The 23791-nt window shown below is 66.9% G+C and carries 23 protein-coding genes and 1 tRNA gene; 13 read left to right on the top strand and 11 right to left on the bottom strand.

Going from position 1 to position 23791, the window contains the following annotated elements; genetic code table 11:
- Nucleotides 1–9: 9 nt before the first annotated feature.
- Both K320_RS0112165 and K320_RS0112160 read left to right on the top strand, forming a co-directional pair.
- Nucleotides 10–1377 (top strand): M23 family metallopeptidase, encoded by a 1368-nt coding sequence (locus K320_RS0112165; protein ID WP_024539114.1) that lies wholly within the window; start codon nucleotides 10–12, stop codon nucleotides 1375–1377.
- A 32-nt stretch (nucleotides 1378–1409) separates the two neighbouring features.
- On the top strand, nucleotides 1410–2537 hold the full coding sequence (locus K320_RS0112160; protein ID WP_024539113.1) for an anhydro-N-acetylmuramic acid kinase: 1128 nt from the start codon (nucleotides 1410–1412) through the stop codon (nucleotides 2535–2537).
- Here the strand turns inward: K320_RS0112160 and mdtD are convergent, their stop codons facing one another.
- From mdtD to metE, 7 genes are all read right to left on the bottom strand, one after another.
- A complete protein-coding gene (gene mdtD / locus K320_RS0112155) occupies nucleotides 2538–3947 on the bottom strand; it encodes a multidrug transporter subunit MdtD (protein WP_024539112.1) in 1410 nt (469 codons plus the stop codon).
- A 77-nt stretch (nucleotides 3948–4024) separates the two neighbouring features.
- A complete protein-coding gene (gene erpA / locus K320_RS0112150; RefSeq protein ID WP_029696097.1) occupies nucleotides 4025–4378 on the bottom strand; it encodes an iron-sulfur cluster insertion protein ErpA in 354 nt (117 codons plus the stop codon).
- 69 nt (nucleotides 4379–4447) lie between these two features.
- Complete coding sequence (locus K320_RS0112145; RefSeq protein WP_024539110.1) at nucleotides 4448–4846, bottom strand: bactofilin family protein; 399 nt, start codon at nucleotides 4844–4846, stop codon at nucleotides 4448–4450.
- Between the two features lie 52 nt (nucleotides 4847–4898).
- Entirely contained in the window at nucleotides 4899–5618 is a 720-nt protein-coding gene (locus tag K320_RS0112140; protein WP_024539109.1) for a DUF6776 family protein, read from the bottom strand.
- A gap of 165 nt (nucleotides 5619–5783) precedes the next feature.
- Complete coding sequence (gene rpsI / locus K320_RS0112135) at nucleotides 5784–6176, bottom strand: 30S ribosomal protein S9 (protein WP_024539108.1); 393 nt, start codon at nucleotides 6174–6176, stop codon at nucleotides 5784–5786.
- An 11-nt stretch (nucleotides 6177–6187) separates the two neighbouring features.
- Complete coding sequence (gene rplM / locus K320_RS0112130) at nucleotides 6188–6616, bottom strand: 50S ribosomal protein L13 (protein WP_024539107.1); 429 nt, start codon at nucleotides 6614–6616, stop codon at nucleotides 6188–6190.
- Between the two features lie 131 nt (nucleotides 6617–6747).
- Entirely contained in the window at nucleotides 6748–9039 is a 2292-nt protein-coding gene (metE, locus tag K320_RS0112125; RefSeq protein ID WP_024539106.1) for a 5-methyltetrahydropteroyltriglutamate--homocysteine S-methyltransferase, read from the bottom strand.
- Between the two features lie 108 nt (nucleotides 9040–9147).
- Here metE and K320_RS0112120 point away from each other — a divergent pair, with 108 nt between their 5' ends.
- Nucleotides 9148–10056, top strand: a complete 909-nt coding sequence (locus K320_RS0112120; RefSeq protein WP_024539105.1) for a LysR family transcriptional regulator — start codon at nucleotides 9148–9150, stop codon at nucleotides 10054–10056.
- Here the strand turns inward: K320_RS0112120 and K320_RS0112115 are convergent.
- From K320_RS0112115 to K320_RS0112105, 3 genes are read right to left on the bottom strand one after another with little or no spacing between them, the layout of a single operon-like run.
- Nucleotides 10004–11386 (bottom strand): ATP-binding protein, encoded by a 1383-nt coding sequence (locus K320_RS0112115; protein ID WP_024539104.1) that lies wholly within the window; start codon nucleotides 11384–11386, stop codon nucleotides 10004–10006. The two genes, K320_RS0112120 and K320_RS0112115, sit on opposite strands and share 53 nt — an antisense overlap.
- Entirely contained in the window at nucleotides 11383–12039 is a 657-nt protein-coding gene (locus K320_RS0112110) for a response regulator (protein WP_024539103.1), read from the bottom strand. Before K320_RS0112110 ends, K320_RS0112115 begins: the two co-directional genes overlap by 4 nt.
- Before the next feature lie 47 nt (nucleotides 12040–12086).
- Nucleotides 12087–13622: a DegQ family serine endoprotease gene (locus K320_RS0112105; protein ID WP_024539102.1), complete on the bottom strand. Its 1536-nt coding sequence runs from the start codon at nucleotides 13620–13622 to the stop codon at nucleotides 12087–12089.
- 108 nt (nucleotides 13623–13730) lie between these two features.
- On the opposite strand from K320_RS0112105, the gene K320_RS0112100 reads away from it, so the two are divergent.
- The 9 genes from K320_RS0112100 (at nucleotide 13731) to K320_RS19650 (ending at nucleotide 22589) form a co-directional block, all read left to right on the top strand.
- Nucleotides 13731–14645, top strand: a complete 915-nt coding sequence (locus tag K320_RS0112100; RefSeq protein WP_024539101.1) for a LysR family transcriptional regulator — start codon at nucleotides 13731–13733, stop codon at nucleotides 14643–14645.
- A gap of 103 nt (nucleotides 14646–14748) precedes the next feature.
- Nucleotides 14749–15633 carry an FAS1-like dehydratase domain-containing protein gene (locus K320_RS0112095; protein WP_024539100.1) on the top strand — a complete coding sequence of 295 codons (885 nt, stop codon included), beginning with the start codon at nucleotides 14749–14751 and terminating at the stop codon, nucleotides 15631–15633.
- A 73-nt stretch (nucleotides 15634–15706) separates the two neighbouring features.
- On the top strand, nucleotides 15707–16867 hold the full coding sequence (locus K320_RS0112090; protein ID WP_024539099.1) for an acyl-CoA dehydrogenase family protein: 1161 nt from the start codon (nucleotides 15707–15709) through the stop codon (nucleotides 16865–16867).
- Between the two features lie 237 nt (nucleotides 16868–17104).
- Complete coding sequence (locus K320_RS0112085; protein ID WP_024539098.1) at nucleotides 17105–18286, top strand: CaiB/BaiF CoA transferase family protein; 1182 nt, start codon at nucleotides 17105–17107, stop codon at nucleotides 18284–18286.
- A gap of 44 nt (nucleotides 18287–18330) precedes the next feature.
- Nucleotides 18331–19701 carry an MmgE/PrpD family protein gene (locus K320_RS0112080; protein WP_024539097.1) on the top strand — a complete coding sequence of 457 codons (1371 nt, stop codon included), beginning with the start codon at nucleotides 18331–18333 and terminating at the stop codon, nucleotides 19699–19701.
- Nucleotides 19702–19874: 173 nt separating this feature from the next.
- Entirely contained in the window at nucleotides 19875–20015 is a 141-nt protein-coding gene (locus K320_RS19235; protein WP_169730051.1) for a hypothetical protein, read from the top strand.
- A gap of 48 nt (nucleotides 20016–20063) precedes the next feature.
- The gene (locus tag K320_RS0112070) at nucleotides 20064–21500 is read left to right on the top strand and encodes an aldehyde dehydrogenase family protein (protein ID WP_024539096.1); all 1437 of its coding nucleotides are present in this window, start codon (nucleotides 20064–20066) and stop codon (nucleotides 21498–21500) included.
- A 76-nt stretch (nucleotides 21501–21576) separates the two neighbouring features.
- Nucleotides 21577–21753, top strand: a complete 177-nt coding sequence (locus tag K320_RS19655; RefSeq protein WP_281172641.1) for an alcohol dehydrogenase catalytic domain-containing protein — start codon at nucleotides 21577–21579, stop codon at nucleotides 21751–21753.
- Entirely contained in the window at nucleotides 21753–22589 is an 837-nt protein-coding gene (locus K320_RS19650; protein ID WP_281172640.1) for a zinc-binding dehydrogenase, read from the top strand. The genes K320_RS19655 and K320_RS19650 overlap by 1 nt, the downstream gene beginning before the upstream one ends.
- A 56-nt stretch (nucleotides 22590–22645) precedes the next feature.
- On the opposite strand, the gene K320_RS0112060 is transcribed toward K320_RS19650, so the two are convergent.
- Nucleotides 22646–22735 (bottom strand) — tRNA-Ser (locus K320_RS0112060).
- A 240-nt stretch (nucleotides 22736–22975) separates the two neighbouring features.
- Between K320_RS0112060 and K320_RS0112055 the strand changes: the two genes are divergently transcribed.
- Complete coding sequence (locus tag K320_RS0112055) at nucleotides 22976–23791, top strand: hypothetical protein (RefSeq protein ID WP_156913958.1); 816 nt, start codon at nucleotides 22976–22978, stop codon at nucleotides 23789–23791.

Here is a 23791-nt window from a genome sequence, read left to right as displayed (position 1 = left end):
GGGCCGAGATTGACCAACGGACTGAACAACGCCGGTACGGCATTCCTGAGTTCACTCAAGTCCTCGGTCCGGAAACACCCCAAACGCCTCACCGCCATCATTGCGGCGGTGCTGCTCACGGGCGGCGGCGGCGCCTTTGCCGTGGCGTCCCTCGCACCGGACCCGGCCGACCTGCCCATGGTCACCGTCACCGAAAGCGTTCCCTCGCTGGCGATGGACGCCGAACTCGCCGATCTGTCCAGCATCGGCGCGCTGGCGCTCTACCGCTCCGACATCACGCGCGGCAATGACACGCCCGAGGCCATCCTGCAGCGCCTGGGCATTGCCGATCCGGTCGCCTCCGGTTTTCTGCGCAGCGACGCGCTCAGCCAGCAGAACCTGCTGGGACGCGCCGGCCGCGTGCTGTCGGCCGAAGCCGGCAGCGACCAGGCGCTGATCCGCCTGACCGCGCGCTGGGCGCCCGACGACAGCGGCAGCTTCAAGCGCCTGGTCGTGGAGCGCCAGGAGGGCGGCACCTTCGCCTCGCGCATCGAGAGCGCGCCGCTCACCGCGGGCTCGCGCCTGGGCAGCGGCGCCATCACCAGCTCGCTCTTCGCCGCCACCGATGCCGCCAACATCCCCGACGCGGTGGCCGTGCAACTGGCGGAGCTCTTTTCCGGCAGCATCGATTTTCGCCGTGCGCTGCGCAAGGGCGACCACTTCAGCGTGGTTTACGAATCGCTTGAAGCCGACGGCGAACCCATGCGCACCGGCCGCGTGCTGAGCGCCGAATTCTTCAACAACGGCAAGACCTACAGCGCCGTCTGGTTCCAGGACGGCCCCCAGGCCAAAGGCGCGTACTACACGCTGGCCGGCAACAGCATGAACCGCGCCTACCTGACGTCGCCCGTCGCCTTCACGCGCGTGACCAGCAGCTTCAAGATGCGCTTTCACCCCATCCTGAAAACCTGGCGCGCCCACCTCGGCACCGATCTGGCCGCACCCACGGGCACGCCGGTGCGCACCATAGGCGACGGCACGGTGAGCTTTGCCGGCGTGCAGAACGGCTATGGCAACGTCGTGCATATTCAGCACGCGAACCAGCACGAGACGGTCTACGCCCACCTGAGCCGCATCGACGTGCGCCAGGGCCAGGCGGTCTCGCAAGGGCAGACCATCGGCGCCGTCGGCCAGACCGGCTGGGCCACCGGGCCGCACCTGCACTTTGAATTCAAGGACCATGGCAGGCAGGTCGATCCGATGGCAACCGCGCTGCGCAGCCAGGAAGCCGCGCCGATTGCTCCGGCCCAGCGCCCGGCATTTGACCGTCTGGCGGCGCAGATGCGCATCGAGCTGACGGCCGCCGACCAGACCCTGCTGACCGCCCAAACCAACTGAGCCCGCCCCGAACCCGCCCACGCCGGCAGCCCATGGGCGCCCCCACCGCGCGCTGGTTCATCGGGCTGATGTCCGGCACCTCGCTGGATGGGGTGGATGGCGTTCTTGCGGATTTATCCGAAGAAAAATGCCGTATTGCGCATACTGCATCTGCGCCGTTAGCTCCTGAATTGAAAGCAGAACTGCTGGCGCTCAACCACAGTGGCAGCAACGAGCTGCACCGCGCCCAGCTGGCCGCCAATGCGCTGGCGCGGACTTACGCCGCAGTCGTGCAGCGCCTGCTGGCACAGGCCGGGCTGCAAGCCCGTGCAATCGAAGCCATAGGCGCCCATGGGCAGACCGTGCGCCACCAGCCCCAGGCCTGTGACGGCACGGGCTACACGCTGCAATTGAACAGCCCCGCCCTGCTGGCCGAGCTGACTGGCATCACGGTGGTGGCCGACCTGCGCAGCCGCGACGTTGCCGCTGGCGGACAGGGCGCGCCGCTGGTTCCGGCATTTCATCGGCACGCCTTCGGCCAGCCGGGGCAGACCGTGGCGGTGCTCAACATCGGCGGCATGGCCAACCTGAGCATCCTGGCCGCCGGCGGCGCGACCACCGGGTGGGATTGCGGACCGGGCAATGTGCTGATGGACGGCTGGTGCCAGGCGCACACCGGCCATCCCTACGATGCCGAAGGCCGCTGGGCGCGCACCGGCCAGGTCCTCCCCGCCCTTTTGCAGACCCTGCTGGCAGAACCGTTTTTTGCCCGGCAACCGCCCAAGAGCACCGGGCGCGATCTGTTTCACCCGCAGTGGCTCACGGCCGGTCTGCAGGCGAGCGGCGCCGCAAACGCACAGCCCGAGGACGTGCAGGCCACCCTGCTGGAGCTGACGGCGCGCACCTGCGCGGCCGATGTGCAACGCCACGCCGCAGGCGCCGCCATGCTCATCGTCTGCGGCGGCGGTGCGCGCAACACCGCCCTGTTGCAGCGGCTGCGCACCTTGCTTTCCAGCCTGCGGGTGGATGTCTCGGACAGCCATGGCCTGCCGGCGCAGCAGGTGGAGGCGGCTGCCTTCGCCTGGCTGGCCCAGCGCTGCATCGACGGCCTGCCGGGCAACCTGCCCGCCGTCACGGGTGCCCGCGGCCCGCGCGTGCTCGGGGCGATTTACCCCGCGTAGTCACATTTCCAGGTCCGTGCCCGGCGTGCCCGGCCGTGCGTCAGGCGCCAGCTGGGCAAAAATGAAGGTGGCGGCCAGCGTCAGCAGGCCCATGCTGGCAAATGTCGCCTGGAAGGCATGCAGGGTCTGTGCCTGGCCGGAGCCAAACGCCTCCGAATACGCCCCCAGCGCGGCACCGGCCGCTGCCACGCCCATGCCCATCGCCAGCATCTGTACCATGGACAGCAGGCTGTTGCCGCTGCTCGCCGTCCCCTGATCCAGGTCCTTGAGCGTCACCGTGTTCATCGCGGTGAACTGCAGCGAGTTCACCAGGCCGAACAGCACCAGCTGCACGATGCGCAGCGCCAGCGGCTGGTCCGGCGTCATCAGCGCAAAGCTGGCCATCATCAGCGCCACCGCCAGCGTGTTGCCCACCAGCACCCGGCGGTAGCCCAGGCGGCTGATCAGGGGCGTGGCCGCGCGCTTCACCGCCATGCCGGCGATGGCCACCGGCAGCATCATCAGTCCGGCGTACAGCGGCGAGTAGCCCAACCCGACCTGGAACATCAGCGGCACGAGAAACGGCATGCTGCCGCTGCCCAGACGGGCAAACAGGTTGCCCAGCAGGCCGATACGCATGGAAGGAATGTCAAAAAGCCGCGGCGAAAACAGCGGCTGGGGCACACGCGCGGCATGCAGCCAGTAGGCAGCCAGACTGGCCAGACCGAACACCATCAACAGCACCACGCCGGCCTGGCGCAAGCCAAGGCCGGAGAGGCCATCGAGCCCCAGCGACAGCGCCACCATGCCGAAGGCCAGCATGGCATATCCGGCCAGGTCAAACCGCCCCGCCGCCGCCGCCCCGTCAGGGGCCATGAAACGCAGCGTGGCGGCCAAACCGATCAAACCCACCGGCACGTTGATCAGAAAAATCCAGTGCCACGACGCCACCTGCACCAGCCAGCCGCCCAGCGTCGGGCCGATCAGCGGCCCCACCAGACCCGGGATGGCCACAAAGCTGATGGCTTCGAGAAATTCCTCGCGCGGGAAGGTGCGCAGGATCACCAGCCGGCCCACCGGCAGCAGCAGCGCGCCGCCCAAGCCCTGAAGCACGCGCGCCGCGACGAGGAAATCCAGCGTCGGCGAGAGCGCGCACAGCACCGATCCGAGCACAAAGGCCACGATGGCGCCGAAGAACGCCCGGCGCATGCCGACGCAGTCCGCGATCCAGCCCGACGCCGGAATCAGCATCGCCATGGCGACGGAATACGCCACCACCACCGACTGCATGCGCAGCGGACTCTCCCGCAGGTCTGCGGCCATCGCCGGCAGCGCCGTGTTGACGATGGTCGCATCCAGCGTCTGCATGAAAAAGCCGATCGCCACCAGCCACAGCAGGCGCGCGCGCGAAGGTGGAAACCGCCGCGTCATTGCACAACCGCCGGCATGGTGCCCGGCGCAAAAAAGCCGCCCTCACGGCGGCCTGCGCGCAGCGGCATGCGCGGCTTTCAGCAGTTCGCCGGTGAAAAGCTCGTGCCGCAGCCGCAGGTCGCCTCGGCGTTGGGGTTGCGCACGACGAACTGCGCGCCCTGCAGGCTCTGTTCGCAGTCGATCTCCGCGCCTTCAAGAAAAGGGTAGCTCAACGCATCGATCACCAGCGCCGCGCCATCCTTCACCAGAGTGGTATCGCCTTCCCGGCTGGCGGCATCGAGCGAGAACTTGTACTGCAGGCCAGAGCACCCGCCGCCCTGCACCAGCACCCGCAGCTTGAGCGCGGGGTTGCCTTCCGCCGCCACCAGGCGCGCCACCCGCGCCGCCGCACCATCGCTCATCTGAATTTGAATCGGCAGGTTTGCAGTCACGAAATTTCCTCACAGGCTCAAAAGTGCCGCATGGTAGACCAAGGCCGGCTTTTCCGCCCGCACGGCGTCTCAGCCGGAGGCGGCCGCCAGCTTGAGCCCGGGTTTGTCGTCCGCCAGCGCATCGCCCGCGGGGCACATCTGGCCCGCAATCACCGCGCCTTGGTGCATCTCCAGCGCCTTGTAATGCACATCGCCGGTCACGCGCGCGCGCGGCTGCAGCTCCAGCAGTTCGCGCACATGCACCGGGCCGTCCACCACGCCATCGATGATCGCGTGCGCCGCGACGATGGCTCCGCGCACCTTGGCGGACTCCGAGACGACGACGATGCTGTGCTCGGTCTCGGCACGCACATCGCCGCAGACCTCGCCATCGATGCGCAGGCCATCGGTGAATGTGATATCGCCCTGCACGCTGGTGCCGCGGGCGATCAAGGTCTTGATGAGCGGTGGTTTCTTGCGGGAAAACATCGGCCGGGCTCCAGCGGGTTGCGAGGGCGTGCGGTACGCGGCGCAACCGCGGTCATTCCAGATTCACGGTCTGCAGGGCGCGCACGGAACCGTCCTGCAGCAGGCGTACGGTCACGGTTTTTACCACAGCGCGCTCGGGCAGCTGCACCACGCCCTCCACGCGCCGGTACTGCTGCAGCTGCAGCGGGCGCGCGACCGCCGGCGGATCGGAGGTCCACGGCTTGCCGTCCCTCAGCCCCGCCAGCAGCAGCTCCAGCTGCCCCTTGAACTCCGGCGCGCTGCGCATCGGCTGGATCACCAGCACCTGCCAGCGCAGCTGCACGCCATCGCCCATCAGCTCGGCCTGCAGGCCTCGGATATCCATGGCGCCGCCCTTGCTGGACGAGGCCGGAATGAGCTTTTCGAAAAACGCCAGGTCGTCGCGCAGGCTGCGGTTGTCGGCTTCGAGCTGGCGCAGCCGCTCGGCAAGCGCATCCATCGCGGCACGCTCCGTGGCGCGCAAGCTCTCGGCGGCGGTGGCCGATTCCTTCATCCGATTCACCTGGGCATGCAGGTCCCTGGATTCGGTGCGCAGGTATTTCAGCTCCTGCCGCGCGCCCGCGTCCAGTCCGGCCAGCGATTTGCCGAATTCAAACGCCCACAGCGCCACGGCGGCGCTGAGCCCCAGCACCAGGGCCGCCGCCAGCCAGCGCAAGGGCCAGGGCACGGCACGGCGTACCGCCAGCCGCGGGCCGGTCAGCACGAAACGGCGGCGCAGGCGGCGCAGACGCATGGCTCAGAGCGCCACCAAAAAAGCAAAAACCGCCCCGAAGGCGGTTCTTGCTGTGGCCAGGCCAGCGGCGGCGCCATGCGCACCACCCATGCGCCGCTGCAGCGCACGGTGCGGGCTGCAGGGATGCGGCGGCATGGCAGGGTGCTGCGCGGCGACCCGCTGCGATCAGCGCTTGGAGAACTGCTTGGCGCGGCGTGCGGAGTGCAGGCCGACCTTCTTGCGTTCCACTTCGCGGGCGTCGCGGGTGACGAAGCCGGCGGCGCTCAGGGCGGGCTTGAGCGTGGCGTCGTAGTCGATCAGCGCGCGCGTGATGCCGTGGCGCGTGGCGCCGGCCTGGCCGGACTCACCACCGCCGTTGACGTTCACCTGGATGTCAAACGTCGCGGCATGGTCGGTCAGCACCAGCGGCTGGCGGGCGATCATGATCGAGGTTTCGCGGCCGAAATACTGCTGAATGTCCTTGCCATTCACCGTGATCTTGCCACTGCCTTTTTTGAGAAACACGCGGGCGACGCTGGATTTGCGACGGCCGGTGCCATTGTTCCATTCACCAATCATTGTCCGGCTCCTCAGATTTCGAGCAGCTTGGGCTGCTGCGCGGTGTGCGGATGCTCGGCGCCGCCATAGATCTTGAGCTTCTTGACCATGGCGTAGCCCAGCGGACCCTTGGGCAGCATGCCCTTGACGGCCTTCTCGAGCGCGCGGCCGGGGTGCTTGGCCTGCAGATCGCGGAAGTTGGTCGCGCGGATGCCGCCCGGGAAGCCCGAGTGGCGGTAGTACATCTTGTCGATGGACTTGGTGCCGGTGACCTTGAGTTTGGAGGCGTTGATGACGACGATGTAATCGCCCGTATCGACGTGAGGCGTGTAAATGGCTTTGTGCTTGCCGCGCAGACGGTGGGCCACTTCGCTGGCGACCCTGCCGAGCACCTTGTCGGTGGCGTCAATCACAAACCACTCGTGCACGACCTCAGCGGGTTTTGCGCTGAAAGTAGTCATGAGTTTCTCTTCAAAAAGAGGGTTTGAAGGCCCTTTTCCACGGTCGGTGCTCCTCTTGAAACGGGAGCCTCTTAGGTGGGTTGAATGCTCCGCCGCGGGGCCACGAAATCGCTGCGAAGCCGGGCATTATATCAAGCAGCCGCGCGCAGTTCCCGCGCCGCGGCCACCATGCGCGCCAACGCCGGGATCACCTCACTCCACTGGCGGGTCTTGAGACCGCAGTCGGGGTTGACCCACAGGCGCTCGGCCGGCACGCGCTCGGCAGCCTTCTTCATGAGCTGCACGATGTGTTCCCTGGCCGGGATGTTGGGCGAGTGGATGTCGTACACGCCGGGGCCGATCTCGTTGGGGTACTGGAAGTTCTCGAACGCATCGAGCAGTTCCATGTCGGAGCGCGAGGTCTCGATGGTGATGACGTCGGCATCCATGGCGGCGATGCTGGCGATGATGTCGTTGAACTCCGAATAGCACATGTGGGTGTGCACCTGCGTCTCGTCGCGCACGCCGTTGGCGGTGATGCGGAAGCACTCCACGGCCCAGTCCAGGTATTCCTGCCACTGCGAGCGGCGCAGCGGCAGGCCCTCGCGCAGCGCGGCCTCGTCGATCTGGATCACGCGCACGCCGGCCTTCTCCAGGTCCAGCACCTCGTCGCGGATCGCCAGCGCGAGCTGCTTGCACGAGGCCGAACGCGGCTGGTCGTCACGCACGAAGGACCAGTTCAGGATGGTCACCGGGCCGGTGAGCATGCCCTTCATGGGCTTGCTCGTCAGCGACTGCGCGTAGGTGATCCACTCCACCGTCATCGCCCTGGGGCGGCGGATGTCGCCGAACAGGATGGGCGGCTTGACGCAGCGCGAGCCGTAGCTCTGCACCCAGCCGAACTGGCTGAACGCGTAGCCGTCGAGCTGCTCGCCGAAGTATTCGACCATGTCGTTGCGTTCGGCCTCGCCATGCACCAGCACGTCCAGGCCCAGTTGCTCCTGCTCGCGCACACTGCGCTCGATCTCGGCGCGCATCGCGGCCTGGTAGCCCGCTTCATCCAGGCGCCCGGCCTTGAACTCGCTGCGCGCGTGGCGGATCTCGGCGGTCTGCGGGAACGAGCCTATGGTGGTGGTCGGGTACTTGGGCAGCTTCAGGATGGCCGCCTGCTTGGCCGCGCGCGCGGCGTAGGGACTCTCGCGCCGTCCCAGGTGGGCATCGATGCGCGCCACCGCCGCCTGCACCGCCGGGTTGTTGACGCGCGGCGAAGCGCGGCGAGCGGACAGCGCGGCAGCGTTGGCGGCCAGCTCCGCCTTGATGGCATCGCGCCCGTCGCTGAGCGCCCGGCCCAGCACGCGCAGTTCATCGAGCTTCTGCAGCGCGAAGGCCAGCCAGGATTTGACCTCGGCGTCGAGCTTGCGTTCCTGCGCCAGGTCCACCGGCACGTGCAGCAGCGAGCACGAGGGCGCGATCCACAGGCGATCGCCCAGGCGATCGGCCAGCGGCTCCAGCCAGTCGAGCACCGCCGTCAGGTCGGTCTTCCAGATGTTGCGCCCGCTGATCACGCCCAGCGATAGCACCTTGTGCGCGGGCAGCAGGTTTAGCAGCGGCAGCACGTCATCGCGGCCGCTGACGGCATCGACGTGCAGGCCGGCCACCGGCAGGTTGGCGGCCAGGTAGCCGTTGTCCAGCAGCGGACCGAAATAGGTGGCCAGCAGCAGCTTGACCTTGGCACTCTTGAGCTGGTGGTAGGCGACGTTGAAGGCGTGCTGCCAATCGGCATCCAGCTCGGTCACCAGGATGGGCTCGTCGATCTGCACCCATTCCACGCCCTGCGCGGCCAGGGTGTCGAGCAGCTCGGCGTAGACCGGCAGCAGGCGTTCCAGCAGCGCCAGCTTGTCCGAATCGTCCTTGGCCTTGCCGATGGCGAGGTAGGTGACAGGGCCGACGATGACAGGTTTGGCGCGCACGCCCTGCGCTTTTGCCTCGGCCAGTTGCGCCAGCAGGCGCGAGGCGTCCAGCTTGAACTGGGTGCCGACGGTGAACTCCGGCACGATGTAGTGGTAGTTGGTGTCGAACCACTTGGTCATCTCGCCCGCCGCCACGCCGCCGCAGCACAGCAGGTGCTGCGGATCGAACAGCGCCGAGCGCCCGCGCGCCACGCGGAAGTAGTTGTCCAGCGCGTCGCCATGAAAGCCCTGCACGCGCCCGGGCAGGTTGCCCAGCGTGAAGCTCATGTCCAGCACCTGGTCGTAGAACGAGAAATCGCCCACGGGCACCAGATCGAGGCCCTGCTGGTCGGCCCAGTGGCGCTGGCGCAGTTGCGCGCCCACGGCCTGGAGTTCGTCACGCGAGGATTCGCCCTTCCAGTAGGACTCCAGCGCGAACTTGAGTTCGCGCCGTGCGCCGATGCGGGGAAAGCCGAGGTTGTGGATCATGGTCATGGTTCGTCTTCGAGAAACCGGAATAAGAAACTCCCGGTATCGTATGAAAACGATCTAATGAAGTAAAATGGTTTTATTTCACATATTGATGAATTTAATTCACTTATCATGCTTGAACGCATCCATCTGGCCATCGTTCAGGAAGTCGAAAAGCAAGGTTCGCTGACGGCTGCGGCACAGGTGCTGCATGTCACGCAGTCGGCGCTGAGCCACAGCATGAAGAAGCTGGAGCATCAGTTGGGCACCGCCGTCTGGCTGCGCGAGGGCCGCAGCCTGCGCCTGACGCAGGCCGGCCAGTACCTGCTGACGGTGGCCAATCGGGTGCTGCCGCAGCTCGACCTGGCCGAGGAGCGCCTGGGCCAGTTCGCCGAGGGGCAACGCGGCAGCCTGCGCATCGGCATGGAGTGCCACCCGTGCTACCAGTGGCTGCTCAAGATCGTCTCGCCCTACCTGGCGGCCTGGCCCGACGTGGATGTCGATGTGAAGCAGAAATTCCAGTTCGGCGGCATCGGCGCGCTGTTCGGCTACGAGATTGACTTGCTGGTGACACCCGACCCGCTGTACAAGAGCGGCCTGCACTTCGAGCCGGTGTTCGACTATGAACAGGTGCTGGTGGTGAACGCCCGCCACCGGCTGGCCGACGCCGTCCACATCGAGCCGCGCGACCTGGAGCGCGAGGTGCTGATTACCTACCCCGTGCCCACCGAGCGGCTGGACATCTACACCCAGTTCCTGCTGCCCGCGGGCATCGCGCCCAGGCGGCACAAGACCATGGAGACCACCGACATCATGCTGCAGATGGTCGCCAGCGGCCGCGGCGTGACCGCGCTGCCGCGCTGGCTGGTGGACGAATACGCTGAAACGCTCGGCATCGCGGCGGTGCGCCTGGGTCCGCACGGCATCGCCAAGCAGATCCACCTGGGCATGCGCGCAGGCGAGCTGGCCGTGGACTACCTCGCGGCTTTCATTGCGTTGGCGCGGGACTTCCGGCTGGCCCCTCCCTCCCCTTCCCGGTAGCGGGGAAACCCACGCGCACGCACAGGCCGCCCAGCGCCTGCGATGGCTGCAGCACCAGCCGCGCGCCATGGCGCCGCGCGATGGTCTGCACGATGGCGAGCCCCAGGCCGCTGCCCGGCGTCTGCTGCGCGCTCTGCGGCGAGCGGTAGAAGCGCCCGAGCACCCGCTGGCGCTCCTCTTCGGGCACGCCTGGGCCGCTGTCCTGCACCAGCAGGCTGACACCTGCTTCGCCGCTTTCGACAGCCACGTCCACCCGGCCGCCCTCGGGGCTGTACTTGATCGCGTTATCCAGCAAATTGCGCACCAGGAGGCGCAGTTCTTCGGGCACGCCCTCGACCACGCGAGGGCCTTGCACAGACGGCGCTAGCCCGGCGTCGATGCCGCGCGCCTGCGCACTGGCCGCCACGTCGGCCAGCGCCAGCCGCGCCACTTCCAGCAGATCGACGGGCTGCATGGGACTGCTTGCAGCCTCCTGGCGCGCCAGCACCAGCAACTGCTCCACCAGCCGCGCGGCGCGGTCCATGCCCGCTTCCAGCCGCGCCACGGCGCGTTCGCGCGCGGCATCGTCCGCCGCGCGGCGCAGGCCCTGCGCCTGCAGCTTGAGCGCCGCCAGCGGCGAGCGCAGCTCATGCGCCGCGTCGGCGACAAAATCCTGCTGCGCCGCGAACGCCTGCCGCACCCGCCCGAACAAGGCATTGAGCTCGCGCACCAGTGGCTGGACTTCCGTGGGTAGTCCCTCCTCATCCACCGCCGAGAGGTCTTGCGCCTCACGCTGCGCCACCTGGGCGCGCACGCGGTCCACCGGAACGAACACCCGCCCCAGCAGCCACCACACCGCCAGCGCCAGCAGCGGCGCCATCACGGCCAGCGGCAGCAGCGAGCGCCAGGCCAGGCCGCGCGCCAGCCGGTGGCGCACCGCCATGTCCTGCGCCACCTGGATCACCTGCGAGCGCGTCTGCAGCGAGAACACCCGGTAGGTGCTGCCCTGCGCGCGCACATCCTGGAACCCGAGTACCGCCCGCTGGGGCAGCAGATCGCCCATCGCCGATTCAAAGATGCGCAGGCCCTCGTTGGTCCAGACCTGCACGATGAATTCATTGTTCTGGTATTCGGGGCGCAGGCTGCCCAGCCCTTTGGCATCCGCCGGGAGCCCTGCGCGCAGCGCGAATGCCGTCTGCTGCATGTGGTAATCGAACAAGGCGTCCGCCTCGCTCAAGGCGGATTTATAGGCAAAAATGCCTTGAACGCACGCTGTGATTGCGATGGCAGCTATCAAAAACACCAACAATCGCAGGCGCAGCGACTGCGGCAGGCGCCAGGGCGCGCTCATTTGGGCACCATATAGCCGACGCCGCGCACATTGAGCACCAGCCCGGCCCCCAGCTTTTTGCGCAGGCTGTGGATGAAGACTTCCACCGCGTTGCTGCCGATCTCCTCGCCCCAGCCATAGAGCTTGTCCTCCAGCTGCTGGCGCGAAAGCACCAGGCCGGGGCGCGCAATCAAGGGCTCCAGCACCGCCCACTCGCGTGCCGAGAGCACCACGCTGGCTCCCTGCACCAGCACCTCGCGCGTGGCGGGGTTGATGCTGACGCCCCGGTGTTCATACACCGGTTCGGCCCGCCCGGCAGCGCGGCGCAGCAGCGCGCGGATGCGGGCCAGCAGTTCATCGAGGTCATAGGGCTTGAGCACGTAGTCGTCCGCGCCCGCATCCAGCCCCTCGATGCGCTGCGCCACGCCGTCGCGCGCGGTGGCGATCAGCACCGGCGTGCGGTCGCGCCGCGCCCGCAGGGCGCGCAGCACCGAGAGGCCGTCGCGTACCGGCAGTCCCAGGTCCAGCAGCACCAGGTCGTAGCGCTGCGCGGCCAGCACCGCATCGGCCTGGCCGCCATCGCGCACCCAATCGACGGCATAGTCCTCGGCGCGCAGCAGGTCGTGCACGGCTTCGCCGATCATGGCGTCATCTTCCACAAGCAAAAGGCGCATGGCTTTCAGCATAAGCCATGCGTCTTCGGTTCCCGGCCGACCAAAGGTCAGCCCATATTCACCGGCACGAAGATGCGGTTGCCGTCACGCTCGATCAGCAGCGCGACCGACTTGCCCGACTTGTCCAGCGCCGCGCGCACCTGGTCCATGCTCTTGACCGCGGTGCCGTTGATGGCCAGCAGCACATCGCCACCCTGCACGCCCGCCAGCGCCGCCGGGCCGCGCGCGTCCTCGATCAGCATGCCCTGCTCGACGCCAGCCTCACGCGCCTCCTGCGGCTGCAGCGGGCGCAGCGCCAGGCCGATCTGGCCCTTCTTCACGCCCTGGTCCGCCTGCGCCACCTTGCCGCTCCTGTCGTTGGCGTTGCCCAGCGTCGCCACCAGCGTCCTGGCCTCGCCGTTGCGCCAGACCTCCAGCTGCACCTTCTGCCCCGGCAGCGACTGGCCGATATAGGCCGGCAGATCGCCGGAGGTGATGATGGGCTCGTCGTTGATCTTGAGAATCACGTCGCCCGTCTTCAACCCCGCCTTGGCCGCCGGCCCGGCATCATCCACATTGGCCACCAGGGCGCCCTCGGGCTTGGCCAGCTTGAACGAATTGGCAAAGGTCTGGTTCACGCCCTGCACCGTCACGCCCAGGCGCGCATGCTCGACCTTGCCGGTCTCGACGATCTGCTTTTCCACATGCTTGGCGACCTCGATCGGTATCGCGAACGACACCCCCTGGTAACCGCCGGTGCGGCTGTAGATCTGCGAGTTGATGCCGACCACTTCGCCCCGCGTGTTGAACAGCGGGCCGCCCGAGTTGCCGGGGTTGACCGCCGCATCGGTCTGGATGAAAGGCACGTAGCTGTCGTCCGGCAGCGTGCGCCCCTTGGCGCTGACCACGCCGGCCGTCACGGAATTTTCAAAGCCGAAGGGCGAGCCTATGGCCAGCACCCACTCGCCGACCTTGAGGTTGTTCGAATCGCCCAGCTTGACCGTGGGCAGGTCCTTGGCATCGATCTTGAGCACCGCGATGTCGGTCTTGGGGTCAGAGCCCAGCACCTTGGCCTTGAATTCGCGCCGGTCCGTCAGCTTGACGGTGACGCGGTCGGCGCCCTTGACCACATGGGCATTGGTCAGGACGATGCCATTGGGGTCGATGATGAAGCCCGAGCCCTCGCCGCGCATCGGCTGCCGCATCTGCGGGCCGCGGCCATTGCCAGGCACGCCAAAGTAGCGGAAGAACGGCGCAAACGGGTCATCCGGGTCGATCTGCGGCCCCTGCTGGCGCTGGCGCGATGCAGTGCCGGAATCGCCGTCATCGCCGTTGTCCGACACGTTGCGCATGCCGCTCACGCTGATGTTGACCACCGCCGCGCCGTAGCGCTGGGTGATCTGGGAAAAATCGGGCAGCGTCACCAGCGCGGGGCTTGCCGCCGGGGCGCTGGCCGCCGGCGCGGTCGCGGCCGGCGCGGAGTCGCCGAATGAAAACGCATGCGCCGTGCGCGCCGTCATCAGTCCGGCGCCCGTGGCGCCCAGCATGCCCGCGGCGATGAGGGCCGCCACCAGGCGGCGCGGGGTGGAAATCAAGGTGTTCATGGTGTGTCCTTCCAGCGATTGCTTCAATGGAAGGGCAGTGTGCGGGTGCGGGCTTAGGGGAAACTTAATGCCGACAATGCCGTGCACGGCGTTTTTACAATGCTCCGCATGGCTATGCACTTCGACCTCGTGGATCTGCGCCTGATGACGCACATCGCCGACGCCAACAGCATGACGCGCGGCGCCGAGCTGTCCTTCATTTCGCTGCCCGCGGCCAGCACGCGCATCAAGAACCTGGAAGAGAGCATAGGCGCCAAACTGCTGTACCGCACCAGCCAGGGCGTGACGCTGACGCCGCCCGGCCAGGCCTTCGTGACACACGCGCGCATCGTGCTGGGCCAGCTGGAACACCTGCGCGGCGACATGCAGGAATACGTGCGCGGCATCAAGGGCCACGTGCGCGTGTTCGCCAACACCACGTCGCTGGGCGAATTCCTGCCCCCGGTGCTGCGCCTGTACCTGAGCCGCAACCCGGACGTGAACATCGACCTGCGCGAGCGCCCCTCGCACGACATCGTGCGCGCCGTGACCGAAGGCCAGACGGACATCGGCATCGTCGCCGGTCTGGTACGCACCGAGAACCTGAAGACCCTGCCCTACCGCCGCGATCGCCTGGTGCTGGTGGTGCCGCGCGGCCACGCGCTGGACGACCAGAGGCAGATCGCGTTTGCCGACACGCTGGAGCTCGAACACATCGGACTGCAGGAATCCATGGCCATCCACACCTTCCTGCGCCAGGCCAGCGACCAGTTGCACCGCCCGATCCGGCTGCGCATCCAGGTGGGCAATTTCGAGACGGCCTGCCGCATGATCGAATCCGGCGTGGGCGTGGGCGTGCTGCCCGAATCCGCCGCCCGCCGTCACGCGCAGACCATGCGCATCGCGCTGGTGGCGCTCTCCGATGACTGGGCGGTACGCGAAATGCAGATCTGCGTGCGCAGCATGGACGCCCTGCCCGCCTTCGCCCGCGAACTGGTGGATCTGCTGGTGGCGGACGCGCAGGGGGCGCTGCAGATCGCGTGAAGCCACGCCCGTGGCGGGGGCGGCAGGGGTCTTCACGTCCGCAAAAGACGCGCTTTCACAAACACCGATTGCGCTCGGCGCCGCCACGGGGGACGATGGCGCCATGACCGAGACGTTCATCGACGCGCCCCTGCTCGCCCATCTGCAATCCTGGCAGAGCCGCAGCGAGACGACAGCCGACACGCTCAGCGAAGCCCCGGTGCGCGCGCTCTCGGCCACGCTCGATCGCGACGACCCGCCGCCCGCGCCCGGCGACAAGCTGCCGCCGCTGTGGCACTGGCTGTACTTTCTGCCGCATGCGCGCCAGAGCGGACTCGGACCGGATGGCCACGCCAGGCGCGGCGGCTTTCTGCCGCCCGTGCCGCTGCCGCGGCGCATGTGGGCCGGCGGGCGGCTGCGCTGGGAGGCGGGCAACCCGCTGCGCGTGGGGCAGCAGGTACGTCGCGAGTCCACGATCCAATCGGTGAACCACAAGACCGGGCGCTCGGGCGAACTGCTGTTCGTGCTAGTTCAGCACCGTTTCTTCAATGCCGATGGCCTCGCGCTGACCGAGGAGCACGACATCGTCTACCGCAGCGCGGCCCAGCCCGGCGAAGCCGCGCCCGCGCCTACGTCGCCGCCGCTGGCCGGCCAGCAGGCCTGGTCGCGCCACATCAACGCCGACGCGGTGATGCTGTTCCGCTACTCGGCGCTGACCTTCAACGGCCACCGCATCCACTACGACCGCCAGTACGTGACCGAAGTGGAAGGCTACCCCGGCCTGATCGTGCATGGCCCGCTGATCGCCACGCTGCTGCTGGACTTGCTGCGCCGCGAACTGCCCCAGGCCCGGCTGGCCAGCTTCGACTTCCGCGCCGTGCGCCCGACCTTCGACCTGCATCCGTTCAGCGTGCATGGCAAGCCCTCCGCCGACGGCAAGAGCGTGGAGCTGTGGGCCCAGGATCACGAGGGCTTCCTGACCATGCAGGGCAAGGCCACGCTGGCCTGAAAACCAATAAATCAATAGCTACCAACGCTTGCCGCATCAGCGATAGAGACCAAAAACACTTGAAAGAACCACCATGATTCACCAGCCCGACCAATACCAGGAAATCCGCGACGCCGTGCGCGCCCTCTGTGCCCAGTTCCCCGACGAATACTTCCGCAAGGTGGACGAGGCGCGCGCCTACCCCGAGGAGTTCGTCGATGCCCTGACCAAGGCCGGCTGGATGGCCGCGCTGATCCCGCACGAGTACGGCGGCTCGGGCCTGACCATGGCCGAGGCCTCGGTGATCATGGAAGAGATCAACCGCAGCGGCGGCAACTCCGGCGCCTGCCATGGCCAGATGTACGTGATGAACGCCATCGTGCGCAGCGGCTCTCAGGCGCAAAAGGAAACGTACCTGCCCAAGATTGCCGCCGGCGAGCTGCGCATCCAGTCCATGGGCGTGACCGAGCCCACCACCGGCAGCGACACCACCAAGCTCAAGACCAGCGCCGTCAGGAAGGATGGCCGCTGGGTGATCAATGGCCAGAAGGTCTGGATCTCGCGCATCCAGCACAGCGATTTGATGATTCTGCTGGCCCGCACCACACCCGCCGATCAGGTGAAGAAGCGCTCCGATGGCCTGTCTTGCTTCCTGATCGACCTGCACCAGGCGATTGGCAACGGCCTCACCGTGCGCCCCATCCTGAACATGGTCAACCACGAGACCAACGAGCTGTTCTTCGACAACCTCGAAATCCCCGAGGACGCGCTGCTGGGCGAAGAGGGCAAGGGCTTCAAGACCCTGCTGGACGGCCTGAACGCCGAGCGCACGCTGATCGCCGCCGAGTGCATCGGCGACGGCTACTGGTTCATCGACCGCGCCACCAAGTACGCGAACGAGCGCGTGGTGTTCAACCGCCCCATCGGCCAGAACCAGGGCGTGCAGTTCCCGATTGCCGATGCCTTCATCGAACTGGAAGCCGCCAACCTGATGCGCTGGAAGGCCTGCGAAAAGATCGACGCGCACCAGAACGCCGGCGCCGAGGCCAATATGGCCAAGCACCTGGCGGCCAAGGCCAGCTGGGAGGCGGCCAACGTCTGCCTGCAGACCCATGGCGGCTTCGGCTTCGCCTGCGAATACGACATCGAGCGCAAATTCCGCGAAACCCGCCTGTACCAGGTGGCGCCGATCTCGACCAACATGATCTACAGCTACGTGGCCGAGCACATCCTGAAGCTGCCGCGTTCGTTTTGATGACTGCAACTCCTTCCCCCTCTGGGGCTGAAGGCTGCGGCTCCAGTTCCGCCAGTGCGGAACTGGACTGCCTGAAGAGCGGCGGCGTCTCGCCGCCAGCACCGAGGCAGGGATGGGGGCCGGAGCGCCGGCATCTTGCCGGCATCAAGGCATAAGCGCCGCTGGCCCCCACCCCCGCCCTCCCCCAGAGGGGGAGGGGGTAAGAGAACCCCGCGCACAACACACAACGGAGTTTCCATGACCCGCCCCCTCGACGGCATCACCGTCATCTCGCTGGAACACGCGGTCGCCGCGCCCTTTGCCACGCGCCAGCTGGCCGACCTGGGCGCGCGCGTGATCAAGGTGGAGCGCCCCGGCAGCGGCGACTTTGCGCGCGGCTACGACCAGCGCGTGCGCGGCCAGTCGTCGCACTTCACCTGGATCAACCGCAGCAAGGAAAGCCTGGCGCTGGACGTGAAGCAGCCGGCGGCCAAGGCGGCCTTGCTGCAGCTCTTGCAGACCGCCGACGTGCTGGTGCAGAACCTGGCGCCCGGTGCGGCGGCGCGCATGGGGCTGTCCTATGAGGCCTTGAAGGCGCACAACCCCAAGCTCATCGTCTGCGACATCAGCGGTTACGGCGCCGACGGCCCGTACCGCGACAAGAAGGCCTACGACCTCTTGATCCAGAGCGAGGCCGGTTTTCTGTCCGTCACCGGCACGCCCGAGACGCCGAGCAAGTCCGGCATCTCGGTGGCCGACATTGCCGCCGGCATGTATGCCTACACCAACATCCTCTCGGCCCTGCTCTTGCGCGGCAAGACCGGCGAGGGCAGCCACATCGACGTGTCCATGCTGGAAGCCATGGGCGAGTGGATGGGCTACCCGCTCTATTACGCCTTCGACGGCGCGCCGCCGCCGCCGCGCACCGGCGCCTCGCACGCCAGCATCTACCCCTACGGGCCGTTTGCCGCGGGCGACGACGGCACGGTGATGCTGGGCCTGCAGAACGAGCGCGAGTGGAAGGCGTTTTGCGACGGCGTGCTGCAACAGCCCGAGGTGGCTGTCGATCCGCGTTTCTGTTCCAACGCCGAGCGCAACCAGCATCGCGCAGAGTTGCAGGCGCTGATCCTGCAGACCTTTGCCAGCCTCAGCGTCGCGCAGGTGGTGGAGCGCCTGGAGGCAGCGGGCATCGCCAACGCGCGCGTCAACGACATGGCCGACCTGTGGGCGCACCCGCAGCTGCAGGCGCGCCAGCGCTGGCGCAGCGTGGGCACACCTGCGGGTGAGGTGCCGGCCTTGCTGCCGCCCGGCGTGAGCAGCGCCTTTGATTACCGTATGGATGCCGTGCCCGCCGTGGGCCAGCACAACAGCGCCATCCTGGCCGAGCTGGGCTGGAGCGCCCAGCAGATCGACGCTCTGCAGGCACCCCAGGCCATCTAAAACAATAGCTGCAGGCGCTTGTCACGCCTGCGTTGGAACCTTATATGAAACAAGAACCCCAAGCCACCATCCACCCCCTGGCCCAGTTTGCCGCCCAGCTCCAGTGGAGCGATGTCCCCCCCGCCGTGCAGGATCGCACCGTGGACTTGTGGGTGGACTGGTTCGGCTCGGTGCTCGCCGGCTGCCAGGCCCGGCCCGTGGCCAGCATCACGCGCTTTGCACTGTCGCAGGGCCCGGCGCAAGGCCCGGCCGAGGTGATCGGCCATGGCGCCAGCAGCTCGCCCATGATGGCGGCGCTGGCCAATGCCGCCGCCAGCCATGTGGCCGAGCAGGACGACGTGCACAACGGCTCGGTGTTCCACCCTGCCGCCGTGGTCTTCCCGCCGGCCCTCGCCGTGGCGCAGCAGATCGGCGCCAGCGGCGCCGAGCTCATGGCCGCCTGCGTGGCCGGCTACGAGGTCGGCATCCGCGTGGGCGAGTTCCTGGGCCGCAGCCATTACAAGATCTTCCACACCACGGCCACCGCCGGCACGCTGGCCGCGGCCGCCGCCGTGGGGCGCCTGCTCAAGCTCACACCCGCACAGATGCAGCACGCCTTCGGCTCGGCCGGCACGCAATCGGCCGGCCTGTGGGAATTTTTGCGCACCGCTGCCGACAGCAAGCAGCTGCACACGGCGCACGCCGCCGCGGCCGGCCTGATGGCGGCCTTCCTGGCGCAGGACGGATTCACCGGCGCGCAGGACATCTTCACCGGCCCGCAGGGCCTGGCCGCCGGCATGTCCACCGACGCCAATCCGGCCAGGCTGACCGATGGCCTGGGCACACGCTGGGCCACGGCCGAGACCTCGTTCAAGTGGCACGCCTCCTGCCGCCACACCCACCCCGCGGCCGACGCGCTGCAGCAGGTGATGCGCGAGCATGGCCTGGCGCCCGCCGACATCGCCCAGGTGACCTGTCATGTGCACCAGGGCGCCATCGACGTGCTGGGCCCGGTGGTCTCGCCCAGCACGGTGCACCAGAGCAAGTTCTCGATGGGCACGGTGCTGGCCCTGGCCGCGCGCTTCGGCCATGCGGGTTTGACCGAGTTCGACGCCGAGTTCCTGGCGCCGGACACTGTGGCCCTGCGCGAGAAAGTCAGCATGGTGCTGGACCCGGAAGTCGACGCCGCCTACCCGCAGCGCTGGATCGGCAAGGTCACCGTCCAAACCACCGACGGCCACACCCTGCATGGCCGTGTCGATGAGCCCAAGGGCGACCCCGGCAACACGCTCTCGCGCCAGGAAATCACGGACAAGGCGCTGCGCCTGGCGGCCTATGGCGGCGCGGTGCCGGCCGAACAAACGCAGACGGCCATTGAACGGCTATGGCAGGTCGCGCTGTGGCCGTGCACGCAACGGCTGTTGCCAGCGAATTGATGGCGGCGCGTTTATCAGGATGCAGCGGACGTCATTCGAGCGAACATGCACCCATGTCCGGAGCACCAAGCCGCCTTGAGATGGCAACGGAAATTCTTTTCAGTGCTTTTTTTACGTTATTTATACGGCGTCTCGATCATCTTCATTTCACACGCACTGGAAGGGCGCCCGCCGTGATCGCGATCTCCTCTTACCTGCCTGAAGTCATGCTGCTGTCCGACCGCCTCCTGGTGTCGCGCCAGGGGCGCATCGTCGAGGAATTCAACAGCCTCGAAGCGACGGAGGAAAAAATCATGTACGCCTCCATCCATTGACCTGCACGACAGCAAACCTCCAACCTACTGCCTCAAGGAACAGAAAGCATGCAGAAAAATTTCATCAACGGCCAATGGGTCCCCGCAACCTCCGGCAAGACGCTGCCCGTCCACGATCCGAGCACAGGGGAAGTGTTTGATCACCTGGCGCGCAGCACCGCAGAGGATGTCAACCACGCCGTCGCGGCAGCGCGCGCCGCGCTCGGCGGCGCCTGGGGTGCAATGACGGCGACCGAACGCGGGCGCATTCTCGTCCGCATGTCCGAGCTGATCCTCGCGCGCAGCGAGGAACTGGCGCAGTTGGAGGCGCGCGACACCGGCAAGCCGATCTCGCAGGCGCGCAACGACATCCAGGTCGCCGCGCGCTACTGCGAGTTCTATGGTGGTGCCGCCGACAAGGTCCATGGCCAGCAGATCCCCTACATGAACGACTTCCACGTCGTCGTGCTGCGCGAGCCCTACGGCGTCACCGCCCACATCCTGCCCTGGAACTACCCGGCGCAGATGTTCGGCCGCTCGGTGGTGCCGGCGCTGGCCATGGGCAACGCCGCCGTGCTCAAGCCCTCGGAGGATGCCTGCCTCTCGCCGCTGGCGTTCGCCGCCATCGCCAAGGAGGCGGGCTTGCCCGATGGCGCGCTCAACATCGTGACCGGCCTGGGCGAAGAGGCCGGCGCGGCGCTGAGCACGCACCCGGACATCAACCTGATCACCTTCACCGGCTCGCCCGAAGTCGGCACCCTCATCCAGAAGGCCGCCGCCGACAGCCTGATCAAGTGCGTGCTTGAACTGGGCGGCAAATCACCGCAGATCGTGTTCGAGGATGCGGACCTCGACCGCGCCGTGCAGTTCGTCGTCCGCGCCATCACCCAGAACGGTGGCCAGACCTGCTCGGCCGGCAGCCGGCTGCTGGTACAGCAAAGCATCTACGACCGCTTCATCGCCATGGTGGTTGAGCGCTTTGCGCAAACGGCCGCCGGCACACCGGCCATGGACAGGGAATGCGGGCCGCTCATCAACCGCGCGCAGAAGGAACGCGTTGAAGGTTTCATCCAGCGCGCCAGGGAAACCGGCATCCGTGTGCTGGCGGAAGGGAAGATAGCCGACGGCGTGCCCCAGGGCGGGTACTACGTCGCACCGACCCTGTTTGGCGCGGTGCCGCGCGACCACCCGCTTGCCTGCAGCGAGGTTTTCGGCCCCGTGCTTTCGGCGATGACGTTCACTGACGAAGAGGACGCGGTACGCCTGGCAAACGCCACCGAGTTCGGGTTGCTCGCCGGCATCTGGACACGCGACGGCGGGCGCCAGACACGCATGGCCAAGAAGATGCAGTGCGGTCAGGTGTACCTCAACTGCTACGGCGCCGGCGGTGGAGTGGAATTGCCTTTCGGCGGCTACAAGAAAAGCGGACATGGGCGCGAGAAAGGCTTTCTTGCACTGGAAGAATTCTGCATCGTCAAGACCGTCGTCCAATACCACGGAACGTAAATCGCGCAACGCTGTCGGACCCGACCAACCGCCGTGGCCCGACCACTGATTCAATGGGCAGAAACAGGAGAAACCAATGATTAGTTTTGACATCGTGGCACTGAACCAGCCTCTGGTCCGCACCGAACACCCTACCCCTGAACCCAAAGGCCATCAGGTTCTGATGCGCGTGCTGGCAGCCGGCGTATGCCATTCGGACCTGCATATCTGGCAAGGCACCTACGACCTGGGAAATGAATCGCCGGAGAGGTGATGGCCATTGGCGATCAGGTCACGAATGTGCAGGTGGGCAAGAACTACGTCGTCTACCCCTGGCATGGCTGCGGCACCTGCAAGGTCTGCCGCAGGGGCGATGAAAACCTGTGCACCAATGGGAGATCCCTGGGGCTTTTCCAGCCCGGCGGCTATGCGGACTACGTGCTGGTTGCCGATGCGCGCTATCTGGTGGATATCGGCGACATGTCGCCCGTGCAGGCGGCTCCCTATGCCTGCTCCGGCCTCACGACCTACAGCGCCATCCGCAAGATCAAGGACCAGGTGCTCAAGGACGAAAAAGTCGTGCTGTTTGGCGCCGGCGGGCTAGGCTTCATGGCCATTACCTTGATCAAGGCACTGGGCGGCGCCGGCGTGCTCGTGGTCGAGTCCGATGAATCCAAGCACGCAGCGGTTCTGAAGGTCGGCGCGGATGCGGTTTTCAACCCTCGAACCCCCGGTGTCGCCGATGAGATCAAAAAAGCGGCCGGAGGCAGCGTCTGGGCCATTCTGGATTGCGTCGGAACCAACCAGACGATACAGATGGGCATGGATCTGCTGGTCAAGGGGGGGCAACTCGTCCAGATCGGTCTGTTCGGCGGCCACATCGACATTTCGACGCCCTTCATGGTCCTCAAGGCCATGACCTACCAGGGCACCTATGTCGGCAATCTGCGCGAACTCCAGGAGTTGGTCGCCCTCGTCAAGGACAAGCAGCTACCCGCCGTGCCGACCACCTGCATGCATTTCAGCAAGGCCTTTACCGCCCTGCTCGCCCTGGAACAAGGCAAGGCCATCGGCCGCCAGGTACTCACGCCCGAGAACTCAGGCGCCTGACTGCGCTACCCGCAAAAAAGCCCGGGGTAATGCATCATCACCCCGGGCTGTATGGCTGGCGGAGAGGGTGGGATTCGAACCCACGGTAGGGTTGCCCCTACGCCTGATTTCGAGTCAGGTACATTCGACCACTCTGCCACCTCTCCGCGACTCGAACCGGCGATTGTAGCGGCGATTTCCGGCAACCGGCAACCGGCAACCGGCAACCGGCAACCGGCAACCGGCAACCTGCAACCTGCAACCTGCAACCTGCAACCTGCAACCTGCAACCTGCAACCTGCAACCTGCAACCTGCAACCTGCACGTTTCCGAACAGAAGAATACACTCGGCGGCCCCGGGCAACGAAGGCTGCTCGCTTTAGCCAAGTTGCATGAAATTCCTTATCTTGAAGATGGTGGTTCTGGCGCTGTTGTACGGCGGGACCACCCAGATGGTCGTGGCCGCCACGCCGGTGACGATCACCAACATCGTTTCCGACAGTTTCAACTACCCCGCAGGGCCATTGGCCCCGAATGCAGGCGGCACGGGATGGACGTCGGCATGGCAGAACAACGGGCACAACTCCATGCAGGTCACCACGCCTGGCGTCCTGACCTACCCCGGAGTCACGCCAATGGGAGGGCAGATCAATTGGGGTGGTGGCCCTTTTCAGATCAGCGACGCCACACGCACGCTGCCAGCGGTCAATTCCGGCGTTGTCTTTGTACGTTTCCTGGCGCAGTTCAGCGCGCAAAGTGGCGGCGGCACACCCAACCTGCGCTTTCTCTCCGGCGGCATCGAGACAGGCGCGATCGGCGGGAACAGCGGCTGCCCGGGCATCTATTACTCGATTCTGAACGCCCCTGCCTTGTCCCCGGTCGGATGCACCGGCAAGTCGCTCGCGGCCATGTCCCTCGTATTGGTGCAGATCGATTACACCTCGTCCATCACCAAAATGTGGATCAATCCGGTTCTGTCCAGCTTCGACTACCTGAACCCTCTGGCACCGGATGCGCAGGCCAACCTGGCCCCGGCCATCGACCAAGTGTCTTTGTACATGCGCGGGGGCAGCTTTGATGAACTGTCCATCTTTCGCGTCACAGCGGCTGCGCCTGCCACAGCGCAACCCGTGCCCGGCCTGGCGTGGCCGTCGCTGTTGGGGCTGGCGCTGGGCATCGCCCTGACCGTGGCCGCACTGCGCCGCCGCCAGACCCATTCCTGA

Source organism: Comamonas badia DSM 17552, assembly GCF_000484635.1.
Classification (GTDB): domain Bacteria; phylum Pseudomonadota; class Gammaproteobacteria; order Burkholderiales; family Burkholderiaceae_C; genus Comamonas_C; species Comamonas_C badia.
This window is presented reverse-complemented; position numbering and strand designations above follow the sequence as displayed.